This is a genomic window from Streptomyces sp. NPDC044719 (assembly GCF_056433405.1).
Window position 1 is genome coordinate 720,715 of record NZ_JBWKHE010000004.1, and the last position, 18,413, is coordinate 739,127.

Consider the following 18,413-nt stretch of genomic DNA (forward strand, 5'->3'; position numbering starts at 1 on the left):
TACTTCCTAACGAGCGAAGCTGAGACCACCGTTAGAGCCTGTGAAGTAACCGGCGTCCGTCGTAGATGGTGATGTTGGCCAGCATGAGGGCGCCGGAGGCGATGCGGCGATGCCGATCACGTAGTTGCTCCTGCGGCGGTGCGCCGGGGATATCCGAGCCCAAGTCGGTGCTCCGAGCGCCGTACGGGGAGCTTGATCAGCCCTCCAGAGCCTGGAGACTCGCGACCGTGGCCCGGATGGACGGGTTGCGGTACAGCTCACGCAGGCGCAGTGAGGGCAAGCCTCGGGCGCGGAGGGCGGCGCCGATGCGGATGGCGAGGAGGGAGTTGCCGCCGAGTTCGAAGAAGTCGTCATCGGGAGTTACGGGGACTCCGAGGATTTCGCTCCATATCTCGGTCAGGTGTTCGCTGAGGGTGTCGGCCGGGGAGCCAACGCCACCCGTGATCCGGGCGGGCTCGGGGAGTCGGGACGCGTCCAGTTTTCCGTTGGGGGTGAGCGGGAGCGTGTCCAGAGCGGTGACGGTGGCGGGGAGCATGAAGTCGGGCACATATCCCGCGGCTCGTTCGCGGATTGCCCCGATGTCGCCATCGGGGTGGGACAGGACCACGTAGGCGTCGATTCTTGCGGTGGACGGGTCGGTGGGGTCGTCGTGGCGAGCCAGGACGGCGGCGGTGCGAACGGTGGGATCTTCCAGGAGGACGGAACGGATCTCGTCCAGTTCGATGCGGAAGCCACGGATCTTGACCTGGTTGTCGAGGCGGCCGAGGTGTTCGAGGCGGCCGTCGGGGCGAAGGCGGCCGAGGTCACCGCTGCGGTACATCGTGCCGCTCGGTCCGTCGGCGTACGGGTCGGGGACGAACCGTCGGGTGGTCAGTTCCTCCCGGGCCAGGTAGCCGAGTGCCACTCCCGCACCGCCTACGCAGATCTCGCCCGCCACGCCTGGGGGCAGCAGCCGGCCGGCCGGGTCCCGTACGTACAGGTGCCAGCCGGGCAGGGCGTGCCCTACGGAACGGGTGGACGCCAGTGCCAGCCCCCGGTCGAGGGTCTGCTCGGTGACATGGACGGTCGTTTCCGTGATGCCGAACATGTTCACCACGCGGCAGGACCGCTCCGGGTGCCGGTCGAACCAGGGCAGGAGCATGCGCGCGTCCAGCGGTTCGCCGCCGAAGACGACCAGGCGGACCTTCAGTTCGGAGTGGTCCTCGGACAGCAACTGCGCGAAGGCTGACGGGGTTTGGCTGAGGACCGTGACATTCTCCCTCACCAGGAGGTCGCGGAAGCTGTCCGGTTCACGGGAGACGAAGTACGGGACGACGACCAGACGTCCTCCGGTCAGCAGGCAGCCCCAGATCTCCCACACCGAGAAGTCGAACGCGCTGGAGTGGAACCACGTCCACGCGTCGTCGGAGCCGAGCTCGTACTCGTCGCGGGTCGCATCGACCAGAGCGATCACGTTGCGGTGCGGTACGACGACACCCTTGGGGCGGCCGGTCGAGCCCGAGGTGTAGATGACGTACGCCGGGTCGTCGGGGGAGGGGGAGGGCAGGGCCTCCTCTCCCTCGGATGCCGCGTCCACCAAGTCCTCCGGTGTCACCGGTACGCAGCCCGGCGCCTCCGGGAAGGCCGACATGCGGGTGATCAGCACCCCCAGGTGCGCGTCCCCGGCCGTGTGGGCGAGGCGTTCGGCCGGATAGGCCGGGTCGACGGGGACGTAGGCCGCACCCGCCTTGAGCACGCCGAGCAGGGTGACGACCAGTTCGGCCGAGCGGTCCAGGCAGACGCCCACCCGGTCGCCACCGACGACGCCACGAGCGCGCAGACCGGACGCCAACCGGGCGGCACGCTCGTCGAGCTCACGGTAGGTCAGGTCCGTGGTTCCGTCGGTCACGGCGACCCGGCCCGGGGCCGCCGCCGCGATCCGGGCGAACTCCTCCGGCACGCTCTTCGGGCTGGTGGTCAGGGCGCGGGGCGGGCGGCCCAGTGCGATCGTACGGGCGCGTTCGGAGGCGTCGAGCAGCTCCACGTCGTCGAGCTGGGCCCCCGGGTGGTGCAGCACTTGCCGGTGTACGTGTGCGAGGTGTCGTACGAACTGTGCGGCGATCTCCGGGGAGATGTGGCTGCTCAGGTGATCGCACCGCACCTCGCGGTCGGCATGGCCATGGCCGGATACCGGCCGGTCGTGGAGATGCAGTTCGACGCCTTCGCCTACCCGGCCTTCGAGCAGATCGCCTCCCACGTGGCCAAGATGCGCAACCGCACCCGCGGCGCCCTCCCGCTGCCGCTGGTGATCCGTGTCCCCTACGGCGGCGGCATCGGCGGTGTGGAACACCACAGCGACTCCAGCGAGGCGTACTACGCCCACACCGCCGGCCTGAAGGTGGCTGCCCCGGCAACCGTCGACGACGCCTACTCCCTGCTCCGGGAAGCGGTCGAGGACCCCGACCCGGTCGTCTTCCTCGAACCGAAGAAGCACTACTGGACCAAGGGCGAACTCGCCCTGCCGACACACACGGCCGGATTTGGCACCGCGGCCGTCCGTCGCCCCGGAGCCGACGCCACCCTCGTCGCCTACGGTCCCGCCGTCCCCGTCGCCCTGAACGCGGCCCGGGCCGCGAGTGAGCGCGGCTGGGACGTGGAGGTCGTCGACCTGCGCACCCTCACGCCCCTCGATGACGCCACTGTGGAGGCGTCGGTCCGGCGCACGGGCCGGTGCCTGGTGATCCAGGAGGCCCAGGGCTTCGCCTCGGTCGCGTCCGAAATCGCCGCCCGCGTCCAGGAGCGGTGCTTCAGCTCGCTCCGGGCGCCTGTCCTCCGGGTCACCGGCTACGACATCCCGTACCCGCCTCCGCTCCTGGAGGAGGTCCACCTGCCGGGGGTGGAGCGTGTCCTGGCAGCACTGGACCGGCTGCTGGGCGACGAGCCCGCCGCGCCCCGAGCCTCCGCGCCCCGAGCCGCCGCGCCCCGCAGGCCGGACGCCGGGGATCACGTCTTCGTCCTCCCCGACCTCGGCGAGGGACTCACCGAGGGCGAGGTGCTGGAGTGGCGGGTGGCCGTGGGCGACACGGTGGCGGTGGACCAGGCGGTCGCCGAGGTCGAGACCGCCAAAGCCGCGGTCACCCTCCCGGCCCCCTTCGCCGGGACCGTGACGCGACTGCACTGCCGTGCGGGAGAGACGGTCACGGTCGGCGCGCCACTCCTGTCCGTCCGCCCCGAGACGACCGCCGGTTCCGGTGCGGTGCTCACCGGCTACGGCACGCGTCCCGAGGCCGCCGAGGGCCCCGGCCGGCGCACGCCTCTCGCCCCCGCGGCCCGCAAGTACGACCGCGCCCATCGCGACACCTCGGCCGTCACCATCTGGCTGGACACCGACGTCACCGGAATACCCGCCCGCAGCCTGCTGCCCACCCTCGCGGCGCGGTGCGTGACAGGTCTCGTCAAGTACCCGGAACTCAACGCCCGGATCGACGCCGACCGCGCCGAACTCGTCCACCTGCCCTATGTCCACCTGTCCATCGCGGCCCAGACCGACCAGGGCCTGCGCACTCCCGTGGTGCGCGACGCCCACCTGCTCACCCCCGGCGAACTGGCCGACGAGCTGCGCAGACTGACGACCCGTGCTCGCCAGGGCGAGCTGACCAGGGCCTGCACCACCGGCGGCACCTTCACCGTCAACAACTACGGCCCTCTCCACGTCGACGGCGCCACTCCGCTCCTCAACCACCCGCAGGCGGCCATGCTCGGCATCGGCCGGATCCTCGACCGGCCCTGGGCGCACGACGGGCAGGTGACGGTGCGCAGGGTCACGCACCTCTCCCTGACCTTCGACCACCGGGTCTGCGACGGCGTCACCGCCGCCGCGTTCCTCACCCATGTGGCGGAGGACGCCCGCTAGCCGGATGGTGTGCTCCACGCGCCTTTGAGCGCGGCTTCGGCGGCTGCGCGTTCGGTGCCGGGCGCGCGTCAGCTGACCCGAAGACCGACCGCCAGCGTCAGTTCAAGGGCCCGGTGTGGCGATGCGAGATCCGGAAACAGCTCCCGCAGCTGCGACATCCGGTACCGGACGGTCTGGGGATGGACGAACAACGCCGTCGCCACCTCCTCCCGCCTGCCCTGGTGCAGCAGCCACGCCCGCAACGTCTCCTCCAGCCGCCGTGCGGTCGCCTCAGGCAGGGTCCGCAACGGTGCGAGGGCTCGGTCGCGCAGGTCTGCGTACGCGTCCGCGTCGGCGCTCAGTACCAGCTCGGGCAGGTGGTCCTCGGTGTCTCGGATAGCGGAGGAGAGGGAGCGCGCGCGTACGGCTCGTGCGTACGAGGCGGAGGCACGCGTCCATGGCCGGGGCGGGCCGACCACGGCGGTGCGGTCGGCCAGCTGCCTCAGCAGATGTGATCGGTCGGCATCGGGGACGAGCAGCACGCCCAAGGCGTCCGGCAGATCGTCGAGGACGAGGGTGCTCGGGTCGAGCGCGCGGTGGGCGGGCCGGGCCTGGGCGGCGGGCAGCAGGACCGCGGTCAGCGAAACCGGAGGCTGCCACCCGGCCCGTTGAGCAGAGGCCAGCAGCACGTCCGGGCTCGCGCCGGTGAGGAGGTCGCGGACCAGCTGTTCCAGGTGGCGCTCATGAACCCGGCCGCGGGCGGCCAGCTCGTCGGCGTGGCCCGCGGCGCTCGCGGCGGAGAGCTCGTCGATATAGGCGAAGGTCAGCTCGGCGAACTTGGCGACCTCGGCGGCGGGCAGACCTGCGGGTACGGCACCCGCGGCCAGGCACCGCCAGGCCACGCGGGCGCCGACGCGGTAGGCGCTGAGCAAGGCGTCCATCGAACGGCCGTCACGCACCTCGCCGCGGCCCAGCTCGTAGGCCGCGTCGCCGGCGTCGCCGCCCGTGGCGTTCCCGCTCGCCACGTCCAGGTAGTGACCCAGGGCGGTGCGGACGGCTCGGCGGATGGTGGCGCCCATGTGCCCCGAAAGGGCGTTGGCGTAGGAAGGGACCTCGTCGATGATCGCCTGCACGACCTCGTCGGCGGTGCTCTTCAGCGCGGCCCGAAGTGCGGTGACCGTCGTCTCATCCAGGGCCAGTTCGGTGGCCCTCCGGATTACATGGCTCATACTTTGTTCCCTGCGAACAATCTGGCCGTTCAGATTCACGTCCTGCGGACAGGACTTTACGCCCTGAAGCGCATCAAGCTGTAGTCATGACGAGTACAGCCCTCCGCAGCAGGGCGTGGAAACTACTGGAGATGGTCACGACGCCGCTGCTGCCGTCGGACTACCTCGACCTGGTCAGCCCGCTGCGCGCGGGCGCCGACCTGCGTGGGCGCATCGAGGCCGTGCACCCCGAGACGGCTGACGCCGCGACCATCGTGATCAGGCCGGGACGGGGCTGGCGCGGCCACACAGCCGGTCAGTACGTGCGGATCGGGGTCGACGTCGACGGGGTGCGCCTGTGGCGTGCCTACTCGCTCACCTCCCCGACAAACCGCCGGGACGGCCGCGTCACGATCACCGTGAAGGCGATCCCGGACGGCAAGGTCAGCAACCACCTGGTCCGCAGGGTGAAACCGGGCACGCTGATCCAGCTCGACCAGGCGACCGGTGACTTCGTGCTGCCGGAGGCCAAGCCCGCCAAGGTGCTCTACCTGACGGCCGGCAGTGGCATCACGCCTGTGATGGGCATGCTGCGCGACACCGAGTTCGACGACGTCGTCATGGTCCACTCCGCGCCACAGCCGCACGACGTGATCTTCCGTGACGATCTGCACGCCCTGGTCGCGGACAAGAAGCTGCGTCTCACCGAGCTGCACACCGACACGGACGGCATGCTCGACATCGCCCGTCTCGACGAACTCGTGCCCGACTGGGCCGAGCGCGAGACCTGGGCCTGCGGGCCCGCGGGCCTGCTCGACGCCGCCGAAAAGCACTGGAGCGAGCACGGCGTACCGGAGCGCCTGCACACCGAACGCTTCCGCCCCGGCATCGTCGCCGCCGGCGACGGTGGCGAGGTCACGTTCAGCGCCACCGGCAAGACCGTCGACGCGGCCGGCGGCACGCCGTTGCTGGATGTCGGCGAGGAGGCCGGCGTGCTCATGCCGTCCGGGTGCCGCATGGGCATCTGCTTCGGCTGCGTCACGCCCCTCAGGGCGGGCGCCGTCCGCGACCTGCGCACCGGCGAGATCACCGAGGCCGAGCCGGGCGTCCTCATCCAGACCTGCGTGTCCGCCGCGGCGGGCCCTTGCGACATCGAACGGTAGGAACCCTTTGACCGCCATCGACCCCACCGCCCACCTGACCGCGGAGCAGATCGAGGAGCTCGGCCGCGAGCTGGACGCGATCCGCGACGAGGTGATCGCCAGCCGTGGCGAGAAGGACGCCGCCTACATCCGCAAGGTCATCTCGGCGCAGCGCAAGCTCGAGCTGGTCAGCAGGGGCGTACTGCTGTTCTCGATCTTCCCGCCCGCGTGGCTGATCGGCACCGCCGGTCTGTCCGTGGCGAAGATCATGGACAACATGGAGATCGGCCACAACATCCTGCACGGCCAGTGGGACTGGATGCGGGACCCGAAGATCCACTCCACCACCTGGGAATGGGATCACGTCTCGCCGGCCGACCAGTGGAAGCACTCGCACAACGAGCTGCACCACACGTACACCAACGTGATCGGCAAGGACAACGACCTCGGCTACGGCATCATGCGCGTCGACGAGGACCAGAAGTGGCACCCGTTCCACCTCGGCCAGCCGCTGTGGAACTTCATCAACGCCTGCTTCTTCGAGTACGGCATCGCGGCGTACGACCTGGAACTCGGCAAGAACCTGCACAAGCGCCGCCGCAAGAACCCGGAGTTCCGCGCGCGGGCCAGGGACGTGGGACGCAAGATCCGCAAGCAGGTGCTCAAGGACTACGTGATCCACCCGCTGCTGTCGGGCCCGTCGTTCCTCCCCACACTCGCCGCCACGTTCACCGCGAACCTGGTTCGCAATCTCTGGACCCACTCGGTGATCATGTGCGGGCACTTCCCCGAGGGCGTACAGGTCTTCGAGCGCCGGTCGATCAAGGGCGAGACGCGCGGCCAGTGGTACCTGCGCCAGATGATGGGCTCGGCGAACATCAGCGGCAGCAAGGCCATGCACTTCATGACCGGCAATCTGTCGCACCAGATCGAGCACCACCTGTTCCCGGACCTGCCGAGCAACCGGTACGCCGAGGTCGCGGTGAAGGTGCGCGCGCTGTTCGAGAAGTACGAGCTGGAGTACGTCACCGGGCCGCTGCCCAAGCAGGTGTTCTCCGCGTGGCGCAAGGTCTTCCGGCTCTCACTGCCGAACAAGAAGCCCAACGTCAAAGCCCCGGACCGAGAGCAGGAGCTCGTCGCGGCCTGATTCCCGGCTGGGCACCACAGACGCGTGACAAGCAAGAAGCAACAGCCCCCAAGGGAGAGGCTTGTCCGAGCCCAGTTGGATGCGAGCGCCCGCGTCCTTGCCGATGTTGCCGCCAAGCGCGGGCTCCTGCGCTTGGGGGAGTGCCAGCAGCGCAACGCCGACGCGAAAGACTTCATGGTCCACGGGCCCGCCAGGCTCATGCTGGCCGCGACCCGCAGCCGGTGATTCGCCGAACGACTACTGGCGCTGACCGGCCGAAGAGCGGCCCTCCTCGGCGCGGTCAGGAACGTCAGTAGTCGTTCGCCGCTCGGCCCTCCTCGGAACGCGGATCAGGATCCCGTAAGGGAGATGGCCAGGTCCGTGATGTTCAGCGGGAACTGGCCGATGGAGGTGGCCTGGCCGGTGAAGACGTTGACGCTGTAGAGCGAGGGGGTGCCGGCGCCGGACGGGGTGAGGGTGGCGAAGGCGGCGTTGTCGACCGTCTTCCCGCCGGACAGGGTGCTGAAGATGTCCATGCCGGCGTTGATTCCGGCGTCGATGCCCAGGCTGCCGGTCGGGGCGAGCGTGCCGTTGTTCGCCGGGGACTGGAGGACGACCTGGTCGGTGTTCGTGTTGATGTCGACGAGCGTGGTCGCGGTGGCCCCGTTGAGGTCGTTGTTCGTATAGGCGGCCGCCGAGACGCCCTTGGTCGTGCCCTCGATCGGCGGGGTGGTGAGGTTCAGGTCCTGGATGGTGCTGTGGTCGTTGAGGTTGTGCCGCAGGTTCTGGCCGTTGTCGCTGGTCACGCGCAGGCGGTCGGCCGCCGGGTTGAAGTCGACGCCGAAGTTCGCGCCGTTCAGCGCGTACTGGAGCTGGGAGACCTTGGTGACCACGACGTCCCCGGTGCCCGACGGGGTCTTGATCGTGTAGATGCCGCCCTTGTTGCCGACGCCGTACATCAGGCCGTTCTGCACCCGGAAGTCGATACCGATCAGGCCTGTGTCGCCGCTGAGGCCGCTGACGGCCCTGACCCAGTCGAGGACCTGCGGCCGGTCCGTCGTGAAGGTGGCCATCAAGGTGCCGTCGCCGCTGATGCCGAACGCCCGCAGGCTGGGTGTGGCGGCGGGGGCGGCCGAGCCGGTACCGGGTGTGCCGAGCATGAGCGCCGTCGAGGTGACCATGACCCCAACCGCCGCCATGATTCTCTTTCTCGTGTCCGCTGTCATCGGAGTTTCCCTCCCGCTGGAGTGAGCGCCATTCGAGGCGCCTGGCTGCGAATTCCCCTGTGCAGGCGGTTCTCATTAAGGCCGTTTCACAGTTCCTCCACAAGTAGAAAGGTTGACGGAAACACCCCGATCCGGGAATTTTGCGCACTGTGATAAAAGCCCTGTCGATACACCTGCCGCCGTTTTGTGCGGGGTGATGAACACCGTCCGGATCTCTCCTGTCGGCCCGCTTGTCCTGAATGCCATGCTCGCGCTCATGGGGAGCCTCTTCGCCGAGCTGGCCCGGCAGGCGTCGACCAACGCCCGTCGTGAGGTCGAGACATACACACGTGAGATCCCGGAGTTCGGGTTCCTGGACAAGGACTCCCGGGCGCGAGCCGAGACGCTGGAACACTCGATGTGGTTCCGGCGTCGTACTGTCGAACTTTCTCCGGACAACAGCGAGTTGAGCGGAGACGATCTCGGCTACATCGCGTCGATGGGGGAGCTGCGGGCAGGTGCCGGGATGTCGCTCGACGCGCGGCAGCGGGTGCTGCGCGTGCACACCGCCCTCATGCTGCGTGAGATCAACGAGGCGACCGAGGCCCAGCGCGGCGGCGGTGTCGACGAACTCATGCGCATGATGACCTGGTTCGCCCCGCAGGGTGAACGCGGCATCGCTTCCTACCGCCAGGGATTCGTGCGCGTACTGCGCCGCCGAATGCCGTACACCGAGCAGGCCGCCCTGCTGACCCGGTCATTGCTGAACGGAGATCCGATTTCGGCGGAACTCGCCACAGCCGTCGACATGGAACTCCCGCATCGCTACGCGGTGACGGTTTTTCGGATTCCGGACCGGCCTGCCATCGATCGCTTCCTCGAGAACGAGATCGGGGCGCTCGTGAAGAGCCACCGTGCGCCGGTCATGTGGGGACCGGACGGCGGCGACGGGTGCGGTGAGCTGATCGCCCTGCTTCCGCTGTTCTCCGGCCCCGAGGCAGCGGACAGCGCACCGCCGCAGGCTGCTTCCGACCTGTTGCCCGACCTCACCCCCGGCCACCTGCCGGACCTGGTACAGGACTTCGCCCAGGCCCTCGGCCGCCCCTGTGCCGTCGGCACGTCCGTCGCACCGCTGCCTGAGCTGGCCGACGCGCTGGACCGCGCCCGTCGGATCAGCCGGGCAGCCCCGCTGAGCGGGGCATCCGCCCGGCTGCGGCCGTACACCCTGGCCGATGTCTTCGTCGAACTCGCCGTCGCGGACGTGCCACTCGTCGACGACTGGCTCCGCACACTGGCCCGCCGCCTGGAGACCGGCCCCGACCTCCTCACCACCCTCGACGTGTATTACCGTCACGACATGCACCGCGGTGCCACGGCGACCGCGCTCAACGTCCACACCCGCACCTTGGACTACCGTCTGCGCCGGGTCCGTGAGCTCACGGGTATCGACCCCGGATCGACACGAGGCGTGCGCACGCTCAGTGCCGTGGTCACCCGGCGCCTGTCGGGAGCGTGGCGCTGATCGCCCCGTGCGCGCCGGACTCGCGCAACGACCTGAATCACGGATCGGCTGCCTCGTCGTCCAGGGCCGTGTCCGCGTCGGACGGACTCGGGGCGGGCTGCTCCATGACTTCGGGCAGGGCCTGTTCGGCCCAGATCACCTTGCCCTGCGGGGTGTACCGGGTGCCCCAGCGCTCAGCCATCTGCGACACCAGGAACAGGCCCCGGCCACCCTCGTCCGTCGACGCGGCGTACCGCAGATGGGGTGAGGTGCTGCTGCCGTCGGCCACTTCGCAGATCAGCGTACGGTCGCGGATCAGCCGCACGTGGATCGGCCCGGAGCCGTAGCGGATGGCGTTGGTGATGAGCTCGCTCAGGATGAGCTCCATGGCGAAGCCGAGCTCCGACAGGCCCCATGCGTCGAGCTTCCGGGACACGGCGTCGCGCATGCCCGCGACGGCGGCGGGGTCCGGCGGGACGTCCCAGTCGGCGACCCGGTCGGGCGGCAGTTGCCGCGTGCGGGCGACGAGCAGGGCGACGTCGTCCTTGGGACGCTCGGGGAGCACGCGGTCCAGCACGTCTCGGCAGGTCTCCTCGGGCGGCCGGCCGGGGTGGCCGGTGAGCGCGTCACGCAGCAGCCCCATGCCGACGTCCAGGTCGCGCCTGCGGTCCTCGATGAGGCCGTCGGTGTACAGCACGAGCTGGGTCCCCTCGGCGAGGCACAGCTCCGCGGTCTGGAACGGCATGCCGCCGAGGCCCAGGGGTGGGCCGGCGGGCACGTCCGGGAAGGTGACGGTCCCGTCGGGCTGGACCAGCGCCGGCGCCAGATGCCCCGCCCGCGCCATGACGTAGCGGCGCGTCACGGGGTCGTAGATCCCGTACAGGCAGGTGGCGCCCACGACGCCCGCCGCGCTCTGAGCCGCCTCGTTCTGGTCGATGCTTCCGACCAGGTCGTCCAGATGGCTCAGCAGCTCGTCGGGTGGCAGATCCAGGGCGGAGAAGTTGTGCACCGCGGTACGCAGTCGTCCCATCGTGGCGGCGGCGTGGAGGCCGTGACCGACCACGTCGCCGACGGCCAGTGCCACCCGGCTGCCCGGCATGGGAATCACGTCGAACCAGTCTCCGCCCACGCCCGACTGGGCGGGGAGGTAGCGGTAGGCGATGTCGAGGGCGTTCTGCTCGGGCATGGCCTGCGGCAGCAGACTGCGCTGGAGGGTGACGGCCAGGGCGTGCTCGCGGGTGTAGCGGCGGGCGTTGTCGATGCTGATCGCGGCACGGGCCACCAGCTCCTCCGCCAGCGAAACGTCCTCCTCGTTGAAGCGCTCGTGCTGCCGCGTGCGCCAGAAACTGGCCATGCCCAGCACGACGCCACGGGCCTGGATGGGGGCGGTGATGAGGGAGTGGATGCCGTAGTCGATGATCGCCTTGGCCCGCTCCGGGTCCTGCACGCGCCAGCTTGTCGCGGAGGGCAGATCGCTCACCAGCTGGGAGCGGCCGCTGCCGTAGCCGCGCGCATGGGGCGTGGAGGGAAGGTAGTCGAACAGCCGGCCCTGTTCGGTGAGCGGATGGTCGTCCACGATGCCGGACACGGCCGCGCGTCGCATGTCCGTCCCCGTGGGGGCCGGCTCCTCGCCGTGCAGGACTGCGTCGGCCAGGTCCACGGTGACGAAGTCCGCGAAGCGGGGAATGGGGACCCGCGCCAACTCGTCGGCGGTGCGCAGCACGTCCAGGGTGGTACCGATGTGGAGTCCGGCGTCGTACAGCAGCCTGAGCCGCTCCCGTGCCACCTCCGCCCTGCCCGTCACCGCTTGCAGCTCCGTGGAGTCGCGCAGGGTCACCACCGTTTCCGGGGGTCCGCCCTCGCGGCCCGTGGGCCGCTGGTTGACCGCGATCAGCCGCTCTCCCGCGAGGTGCACCTCATCGGTGGCCTCGCGCCCGGAGGCGAGCAGCGCCTTCGTCTCGGGATCGAGTCCCGGCAGTTCCGAGACGAGCCGCCCCTCGATGTCCGAGGGCAGCCCCAGCAGTCGTCTGGCCTCGTCGTTCACCAGCATCAGCCGCCCGTCGGCGGCCACGATCAGCACCCCTTCCCGAACGGAGTGGAGCACTGTGTCGTGGTGCTCGTACATCAGGGTCATCTCGTCCGGGGCCAGGCTGTGTGTCTGCCGTCGCAGCCGCCTGCCCAGCAGGGCCGTCACGCCGATGGACAACAAGAGCGCTCCGGCCCCCGCGCCCAGGATGATCGGTAGTTGCCGGGTCAACTGACTTTCGACGTTCTTGACCTTCATCCCGGCCGAGACGAGCCCCACGACCTCGCTGTCGGTGTTCTTGATCGGCACCGTGGCCTGCACCTCGCGACCGAGCGGGCCGTCGACGCTCTCCACGTAGAGCCTCCCCGCCAGCGACGGTCCGATCTCGCCCACGAACCGCTTTCCGATGCGGTCGGGCAAGGGGTGCGTGTACCGGATGCCCTCGGTGTCCATGACCACGATGAAGTCGATGTCGGCGGCCCGGCGTGCGGCTTCGGTGAGCGGCTGGAGGATCTTGCTCGGGTCCGGGGTCCGCAAGGCCGCCAGGACACCCGGCGAGTGCGCGAAGGTCTGTGCCACGGCCGTGGAGCGGCGCCTCGCCTCGGCGCTGGTGTCCCGCTCCGACTGCAGAATGAGAGCGAAGACACCGCAGGCTACGAGCAGCACCACCAGAGCCAGCTGGAAAACCAACACCTGCCCGGCCACGCTCCGCGTGCTCTTGCTGATCAGGCGCTTAACCGACAGGCGTTGAAAACGGGCGAAAAGACTCGCCATGCGACCTTTTTAACACCGGTGATCCCAAGTGGCCAGGGCACGCCCGATCCTAGTTCACTGATCTCGAATGCATGTTCGGCTGCGCGTCGCATGACCTCGATTCTCCGGGTGGCGCGTCCGCCGCGAAATCCCGCGTGCGATGCGTGATCCCTCCGCGCCCTGGGTCCAATTAGGTCGATATGATGCTTTTGTGATCACGTCTGCACGGCCGTGGCGCCGTCGCCCCGCCTATGGCGGCCGATGGGAAGCTGCCCGGCTGTCGCCCCTGGTCCTGACCGTCCTCATCGCCGCCTTGGCGTTCTCCACACCCAGGGAGATCGCCTTCAGCCGCCTTCTGCCCGCCGCACCCGCCCTCGCGGCCGCGATGTGGCCCGTGCTCCCCACGATGGTGCTCGGGGCGTTCTGCCTCCTGCTCATGATCGTCCTCAGCTTCTTCCACACCGATCTGGGGACGCCGTACACGTCGGCCGCGATCATCGCGGTCACCTTGGCGGCCGCATACGGCAGTCATGTCCGACTTCAGCGGGAGGAGATGCTCTTCCAGGTCCGCCTCGTCGCCGACGCGGCCCAGAAGGTGCTGCTACGCCCCCTGCCACGCCGCATCGAGGGCGTCGAGATCGAATCGCTGTATCTGGCGGCCCAGGAGCAGGCCCGGATCGGCGGCGACTTCTACGAGGCGATCGGTACACCGCACGGGGTCCGGCTGCTCATAGGCGACGTACGAGGCAAGGGCCTGTCCGCGGTGGGGGCGGCCTCGGCGGTGATCAGCTGCTTCAGGGAGGCCGCCTACGACGAGCCCGACCTGCGGGGCATCGTCCACCGTCTGGAGACCACCGTCACGCGCCACAGCGCCGCGTTTCCCGTCCAGGACCAGCCCGAGCACTTCGCCACCGCTCTCCTCGCCGAGATCCCGCACGGTGGCGACCGGCTACGACTTCTCAACTGCGGACATCCGCCGCCACTGATCGCGCATTGCGGGAAGGTCCGGGTCCTGGAGCCCACCATCGCCTCCCCGCCCCTCAACCTCGCAGCGCTCATCGGTGACCGCTACTGGGTCGACGTCGTCGCCTTCGCCCCGGGCGAGCACTTGCTGCTCTACACGGATGGCGTATCCGAGGCCCGGGACCACACCGGCCGGTTCTTCCCGTTGCCGGACTGGATGCGGCGGCAGGATACGGAGCACCCCCGCGAGCTGCTCGACGAGCTGCACCGGGATCTGCTCCGGCACAGCGGCGGAAGACTCGGCGACGACATCGCGGCCCTCGCGCTGAAGCGCACCACTGTGCAGGAGCGGGGAGCTGCCGGAGCCGAGGGCTGAATCCCGGGTCCGGGATCCCGGACCGGTTCGGGAATGGGCCCAGACCTGATCTCCTTGAGAACTCAGCCGACAGGACAGCTCACCTGTGACTGGGGTGCGCCGGCAGATCGGCGAGAGCCTTCTCCACCGCCGTGAGAACCGGCAACGGCGCCTTGTCCAGCGGTTCGCGCAGTTCCCGCCCCCGCCACCACCGGGTCGTACGGCGAAACGCCTCCGCGCGCTCCTCGTCGATACCCCGGATGGCGTCCAGCACGGACTGATACGCCTCCCGGTCGTCGATGACGGTGTCCAGGCCGGTGCCGAGCGTCAGCCGGCCGCGCGGTGACGACGCCCGGGGATGGCGCTCGACCCAGGTGTACGTCCCGCTGCCCACTTCGTGGCGTGCTCCGGAGGGCAGTTGGACGACGGCCTGGGTGTTCGGAGGTATCCGGGCGTGGAAGGCCACCTCGTCGCCGTCGCGCCGCCACCCCGCTTCCGCGCGCCCGTACGGTGTCTCGTGCCAGACCGAGGCGTCGTCCAGGCCGTCGAGCAGGGTCGGGGCGACGCGGATGACCCGGTACGCCGGTTTCAGTGGGGCGAGCCCGGCGACGCAGCGGTGCAGCCAGTCCGCCACGCCGCCCAGGGCGTAGTGGTTGAAGGAGGTCATCTGACCCGGGTTGATGGATCCGTCTTCGAGCATGGAGTCCCAGCGCTCCCACACCGTGGTCGCACCCATCGTGACGGGGTACAGCCACGAGGGGCATTCGGTCTGGGTCAGCAGGCGCGAGGCGGCAGCGGAATGGCCTGTCGCCGTCAGGGCCTCGCAGATGATCGGCGTGCCGACAAAACCCGTGGCGATGCGGTAGCCGGCGGCCCGGACCAGATCGCGCAGGCGGTCGCCCATCGCCTGCCGCCGCTCGTCGCGGACGAGGTCGAAGACGAGAGCCAGGGCGTACGCGGTGGGGGAGTCGGACATCATGCGACCGTGCGCCGTGACGTAGGCGCCGCGGAAGGCCTCGGCGATCCGCTCCGCCAGGTCGGCATAGTGACGGGCTTCGCCCTCCAGGCCGAGGAGAGCGGCGGTCCGGGCGGTCAGGTGTGCCGAACGGTGGAAGTACGCGGTCGCCACGATGCCCGCGTCGGTCTTGGCGTCACCGGGCCGCTCGGGCGGCGCGTCCGGGTCGAGCCAGTCGCCGAACTGCAGCCCTTCTTCCCAGAGCAGATCCGAGCCCGCCCGCTCCCGCACCACGTCCACCCAGGACGCCATGGACGCGTAGCAGTCCTCGAGGGTCTCGTCGTCCGCGAAGCGCTCCCAGAGGACGGCCGGTACGACGGTGATGGCGTCTCCCCAGGCTGCGACCGGTTTGAGGAGCCCGGGTACTTGCGGGATCACGGCCGGGACGACCATCGGCACGACCCCGTGCGCGGCGCGCTGTTCGAGCCTGACGTCTTCGAGCCAGGATCGAAGGAAGGCGTCACAGTCGTAGAGGAAGGCGGCGGTCGGGGCGAAGACCTGCATGTCTCCGGTCCAGCCGAGGCGTTCGTCGCGCTGCGGGCAGTCGGTCGGGATCGAGAGGAAGTTGCCGCGCATCCCCCACACGACGTTGTCGTGGAAGCGCTGCAACAGTCGGTGGGAGGTGCTGAAGTCACCGGTGCGGACCATGTCGGTGTGCAGCACGACCGCCGTCACGTCGTCGGGTGCGAACGTGCCCGGCCAGTTGTCGACTTCGACGTAGCGGAAGCCGTGGAACGTCCACCTCGGTTCCCAGACCTCCTCCCCCTCTCCGCTCAGGACGTACCGGTCGGTCGCGGCGGCGTTGCGCAGCGGCCGTGTGCCGAGTTCGCCGTGTTCCAGGACCTCGGCGTGGCGCAGGGTGATGGTGTGACCCGCCTCCCCGGTGACCCGGATCCGGACCCGGCCGACGATGTTCTGGCCGAAGTCGAGGATGATCCTGCCGCTCGGTGAGGTCAGGACGCGTTCGACCGAGCGGTGCTCCGTCACCCGGACCGGTGGTGCCGGGCGGGGAGCCGGCGTCGCCCCGGGGACGCCCGGAAGCCGGACCGGGCTCCAGTGCGCGTCGTCGTACGACGGGCCGGACCAGCCGGGGACGGCCAGCCGGGCGTCGTAGGTCTCGCCCTGGTACAAGCTCGCCGACACGACGGGAGCCCGTGCCCAGCGCCACCGTTCGTCGGTGATCACCGTCTCCACGCCACCGTCGTCGTACTCCAGCGTGAGCTGGACGGCAGCGGCCGGTGGCCCTTGGTAGAAGCGCTCGGCGGCGTCGCGGAATCCGTAACGCTCGGTGTACCAGCCGCCGGTCAGGGTGATGCCGAGCGCGTTGCGGCCGGGTCGCAGGAGCGCGGTGACGTCGGCGGCATCGAGGTGGACGCGCCACTGGTAGCTGCTCCAACCGGGCTTGAGCTCGGCGTCGTCGACCGGTGCGCCGTTGAGGCGGAGGTCGTAGGCGCCGAACGCGGTGGAGTGCAGCAGGGCGCGGCGGACCGGTCGGGGCACCTCGAACGTGGCGCGCAGGAGCTGCGGTTCGTCGGATCCCGAGCCGACGAAGCGGGCCTGCCACTGGTCGCGGGCCAGGAACCCGGCGGTGACCTCACGGTCAGCGCTCCACTCGGAGACGGAGCCGTCCTTGCCGTGCACCCGGACGCGCACGCGGGCAGTTTCGAGCGGGCGCAGGGGTGCGAAGGGCCAGTCGACCAGCACGGATTCGGGTCCGTCGACCCGCGCCGTGGTGGTCCTGCCGTCGCGGGTGACCGCGATGTCGGCTGCGGCCTGTACCCACGAGGGAAGTTCCGTCGTGGTCTTCCACGACAGCCGGGGGCGGGAGTCGGGGACGAACGGGTCGTCGCTGTGGCCGATGCGCGGGGCGCAGGCCCGCACCTGGTCGCTACGGATCATCGGGCGTCTCCGGCGGCAGTGACGGTCGGAGTGCTGGTCGTCGCCGGTGTCCCGGCCGAGGGCCGCTGGACGCGCCGGATGATCAGCATGCCGATCCCCCCGGAGACCAGGGCGAAGAAGGTCAGCAAGACGTAGAGACCCGACGGGCTCCAGTCGATCAGTGCCGGAGTGACGAGGGCGAACCCGGACGCGACGAGGCGGGCGACGGCCATCGTGGCTCCCTGCACCGTGGCCCGCGCGTTCACCGGGAACGACTCCTGGGTCCAGATCTTGTACAGAGCCTCGCCGACGAAGGGGAAGCCGATGTTGTACAGCACCAGCGCGACGATCATGACGGGCAGGACGACGCCTCCGGTGACCGCGATGAGGAGCTGGCACGACGTGAAGATCACGACCCCGGCCGCGAAGAAGCGGCTGCGCCACCTGGTGTCGGCGATGCGGGTGAAGACGATCGTGCCGGCCAGGCCGATGAGGGTGGTGACGAAGGACAGGGCGGTCGCGAAGGTCTGGGAGCTGCCGCCGACCGTGACCAGGAAGTAGGTCTTGAAGGAGCCGAAGGTGTTGGCGACCAGGGTGAAGAACAGGTAGAAGAGCGCGGTCAGCAGCATCATGACGGCCAGGCGGCGGTCGCGGAACAGGGTGCGCAGGGGCATCGCGCGGGAGGCGTCGACTCCCTCGGCGGTGTGCCGTGAATCGGCTTCGGCCTCCAGCTGCCGGAACGGCGGGTAGAACGCGCGGAAGGCGAAGGTCGCGACCGCGAGCACCGCGAGGGTGGCGAAGATCAGCCGGATGCCGAAGGTGCCGAGCGTGGAGACGGCGAAGCCCAGGGAGGTGGCGAAGACCACGCCGGCGGTCCACATGACATGGGTGAAGGCGACGAGCCTGCCCTCGGTCCCGGCCGGCGCCCGCTCCGAGAGTACGGCGATGGAGGTCGGAAGGTCCGCTCCGGCGGCGATCCCGATCACCACGACACCGACGACGAGCATTCCCGCGTTCGGTGCGAACGTCACGGCGAGGGCAGCAGCCGCGTAGAGCAGGATCGTCAGGGAGAAAACCCGTCCACGCCCGATGAGATCGGCCAGTCGCCCTCCGGTCAACGCCCCTACGGCGATGAACAGGGTCAGCGCCGATCCCAGCAGGCCGACTGTCCAGAGGTCGAGCCCGAAGCTGTCCTGCCACAGGGCCAGCCCCAGACCGACCGAGATGATGGCGCCGGAGTCGAGGAACGAGGCCATGCCCGCCGCCACGGCCAGCATCCAGTGTCTGCGGTCGAGCTGCGGCGACGCCGTCTTCTTCTGCGCCATGAGGTGCTCCATTCTGCACGGAGGTGCTGCGGGGCAATGCCCAGG

Annotated in this window: 11 protein-coding genes; 5 read left to right on the top strand and 6 right to left on the bottom strand. The window is 69.8% G+C overall.

What is annotated here, in order from left to right:
* Positions 1-196: 196 nt before the first annotated feature.
* Entirely contained in the window at positions 197-2,056 is a 1,860-nt protein-coding gene (locus AC07DF_RS19290) for an amino acid adenylation domain-containing protein (RefSeq protein ID WP_478972215.1), read from the bottom strand.
* A gap of 57 nt (positions 2,057-2,113) precedes the next feature.
* On the opposite strand from AC07DF_RS19290, the gene AC07DF_RS19295 reads away from it, so the two are divergent.
* The gene (locus AC07DF_RS19295; protein ID WP_478972218.1) at positions 2,114-3,892 is read left to right on the top strand and encodes a 2-oxo acid dehydrogenase subunit E2; all 1,779 of its coding nucleotides are present in this window, start codon (positions 2,114-2,116) and stop codon (positions 3,890-3,892) included.
* Between the two features lie 68 nt (positions 3,893-3,960).
* Here the strand turns inward: AC07DF_RS19295 and AC07DF_RS19300 are convergent, their stop codons facing one another.
* On the bottom strand, positions 3,961-5,100 hold the full coding sequence (locus AC07DF_RS19300; RefSeq protein WP_478972221.1) for a PucR family transcriptional regulator: 1,140 nt from the start codon (positions 5,098-5,100) through the stop codon (positions 3,961-3,963).
* An 86-nt stretch (positions 5,101-5,186) separates the two neighbouring features.
* On the opposite strand from AC07DF_RS19300, the gene AC07DF_RS19305 reads away from it, so the two are divergent.
* Positions 5,187-6,242, top strand: coding sequence for a ferredoxin reductase (locus AC07DF_RS19305; protein WP_478972224.1), 1,056 nt, complete (start codon positions 5,187-5,189; stop codon positions 6,240-6,242).
* Positions 6,243-6,249: 7 nt separating this feature from the next.
* A complete protein-coding gene (locus tag AC07DF_RS19310; RefSeq protein WP_478972227.1) occupies positions 6,250-7,368 on the top strand; it encodes a fatty acid desaturase family protein in 1,119 nt (372 codons plus the stop codon).
* A 329-nt stretch (positions 7,369-7,697) separates the two neighbouring features.
* On the opposite strand, the gene AC07DF_RS19315 is transcribed toward AC07DF_RS19310, so the two are convergent.
* Positions 7,698-8,546, bottom strand: a complete 849-nt coding sequence (locus tag AC07DF_RS19315) for a DUF4394 domain-containing protein (RefSeq protein ID WP_478972230.1) — start codon at positions 8,544-8,546, stop codon at positions 7,698-7,700.
* A 283-nt stretch (positions 8,547-8,829) separates the two neighbouring features.
* Between AC07DF_RS19315 and AC07DF_RS19320 the strand changes: the two genes are divergently transcribed.
* On the top strand, positions 8,830-10,074 hold the full coding sequence (locus tag AC07DF_RS19320; protein ID WP_478972233.1) for a PucR family transcriptional regulator: 1,245 nt from the start codon (positions 8,830-8,832) through the stop codon (positions 10,072-10,074).
* A gap of 37 nt (positions 10,075-10,111) precedes the next feature.
* On the opposite strand, the gene AC07DF_RS19325 is transcribed toward AC07DF_RS19320, so the two are convergent.
* Positions 10,112-12,853, bottom strand: a complete 2,742-nt coding sequence (locus AC07DF_RS19325) for a SpoIIE family protein phosphatase (protein WP_478972236.1) — start codon at positions 12,851-12,853, stop codon at positions 10,112-10,114.
* Positions 12,854-13,043: 190 nt separating this feature from the next.
* Between AC07DF_RS19325 and AC07DF_RS19330 the strand changes: the two genes are divergently transcribed.
* Complete coding sequence (locus AC07DF_RS19330; protein WP_478972239.1) at positions 13,044-14,171, top strand: PP2C family protein-serine/threonine phosphatase; 1,128 nt, start codon at positions 13,044-13,046, stop codon at positions 14,169-14,171.
* Between the two features lie 79 nt (positions 14,172-14,250).
* Here AC07DF_RS19330 and AC07DF_RS19335 read toward each other — a convergent pair whose 3' ends face one another.
* Both AC07DF_RS19335 and AC07DF_RS19340 read right to left on the bottom strand, forming a co-directional pair.
* A complete protein-coding gene (locus AC07DF_RS19335) occupies positions 14,251-17,064 on the bottom strand; it encodes a family 78 glycoside hydrolase catalytic domain (protein ID WP_478972242.1) in 2,814 nt (937 codons plus the stop codon).
* Positions 17,061-18,368, bottom strand: coding sequence for an MFS transporter (locus tag AC07DF_RS19340; RefSeq protein WP_478972245.1), 1,308 nt, complete (start codon positions 18,366-18,368; stop codon positions 17,061-17,063). The genes AC07DF_RS19335 and AC07DF_RS19340 overlap by 4 nt, the downstream gene beginning before the upstream one ends.
* Positions 18,369-18,413 lie beyond the last annotated feature (45 nt).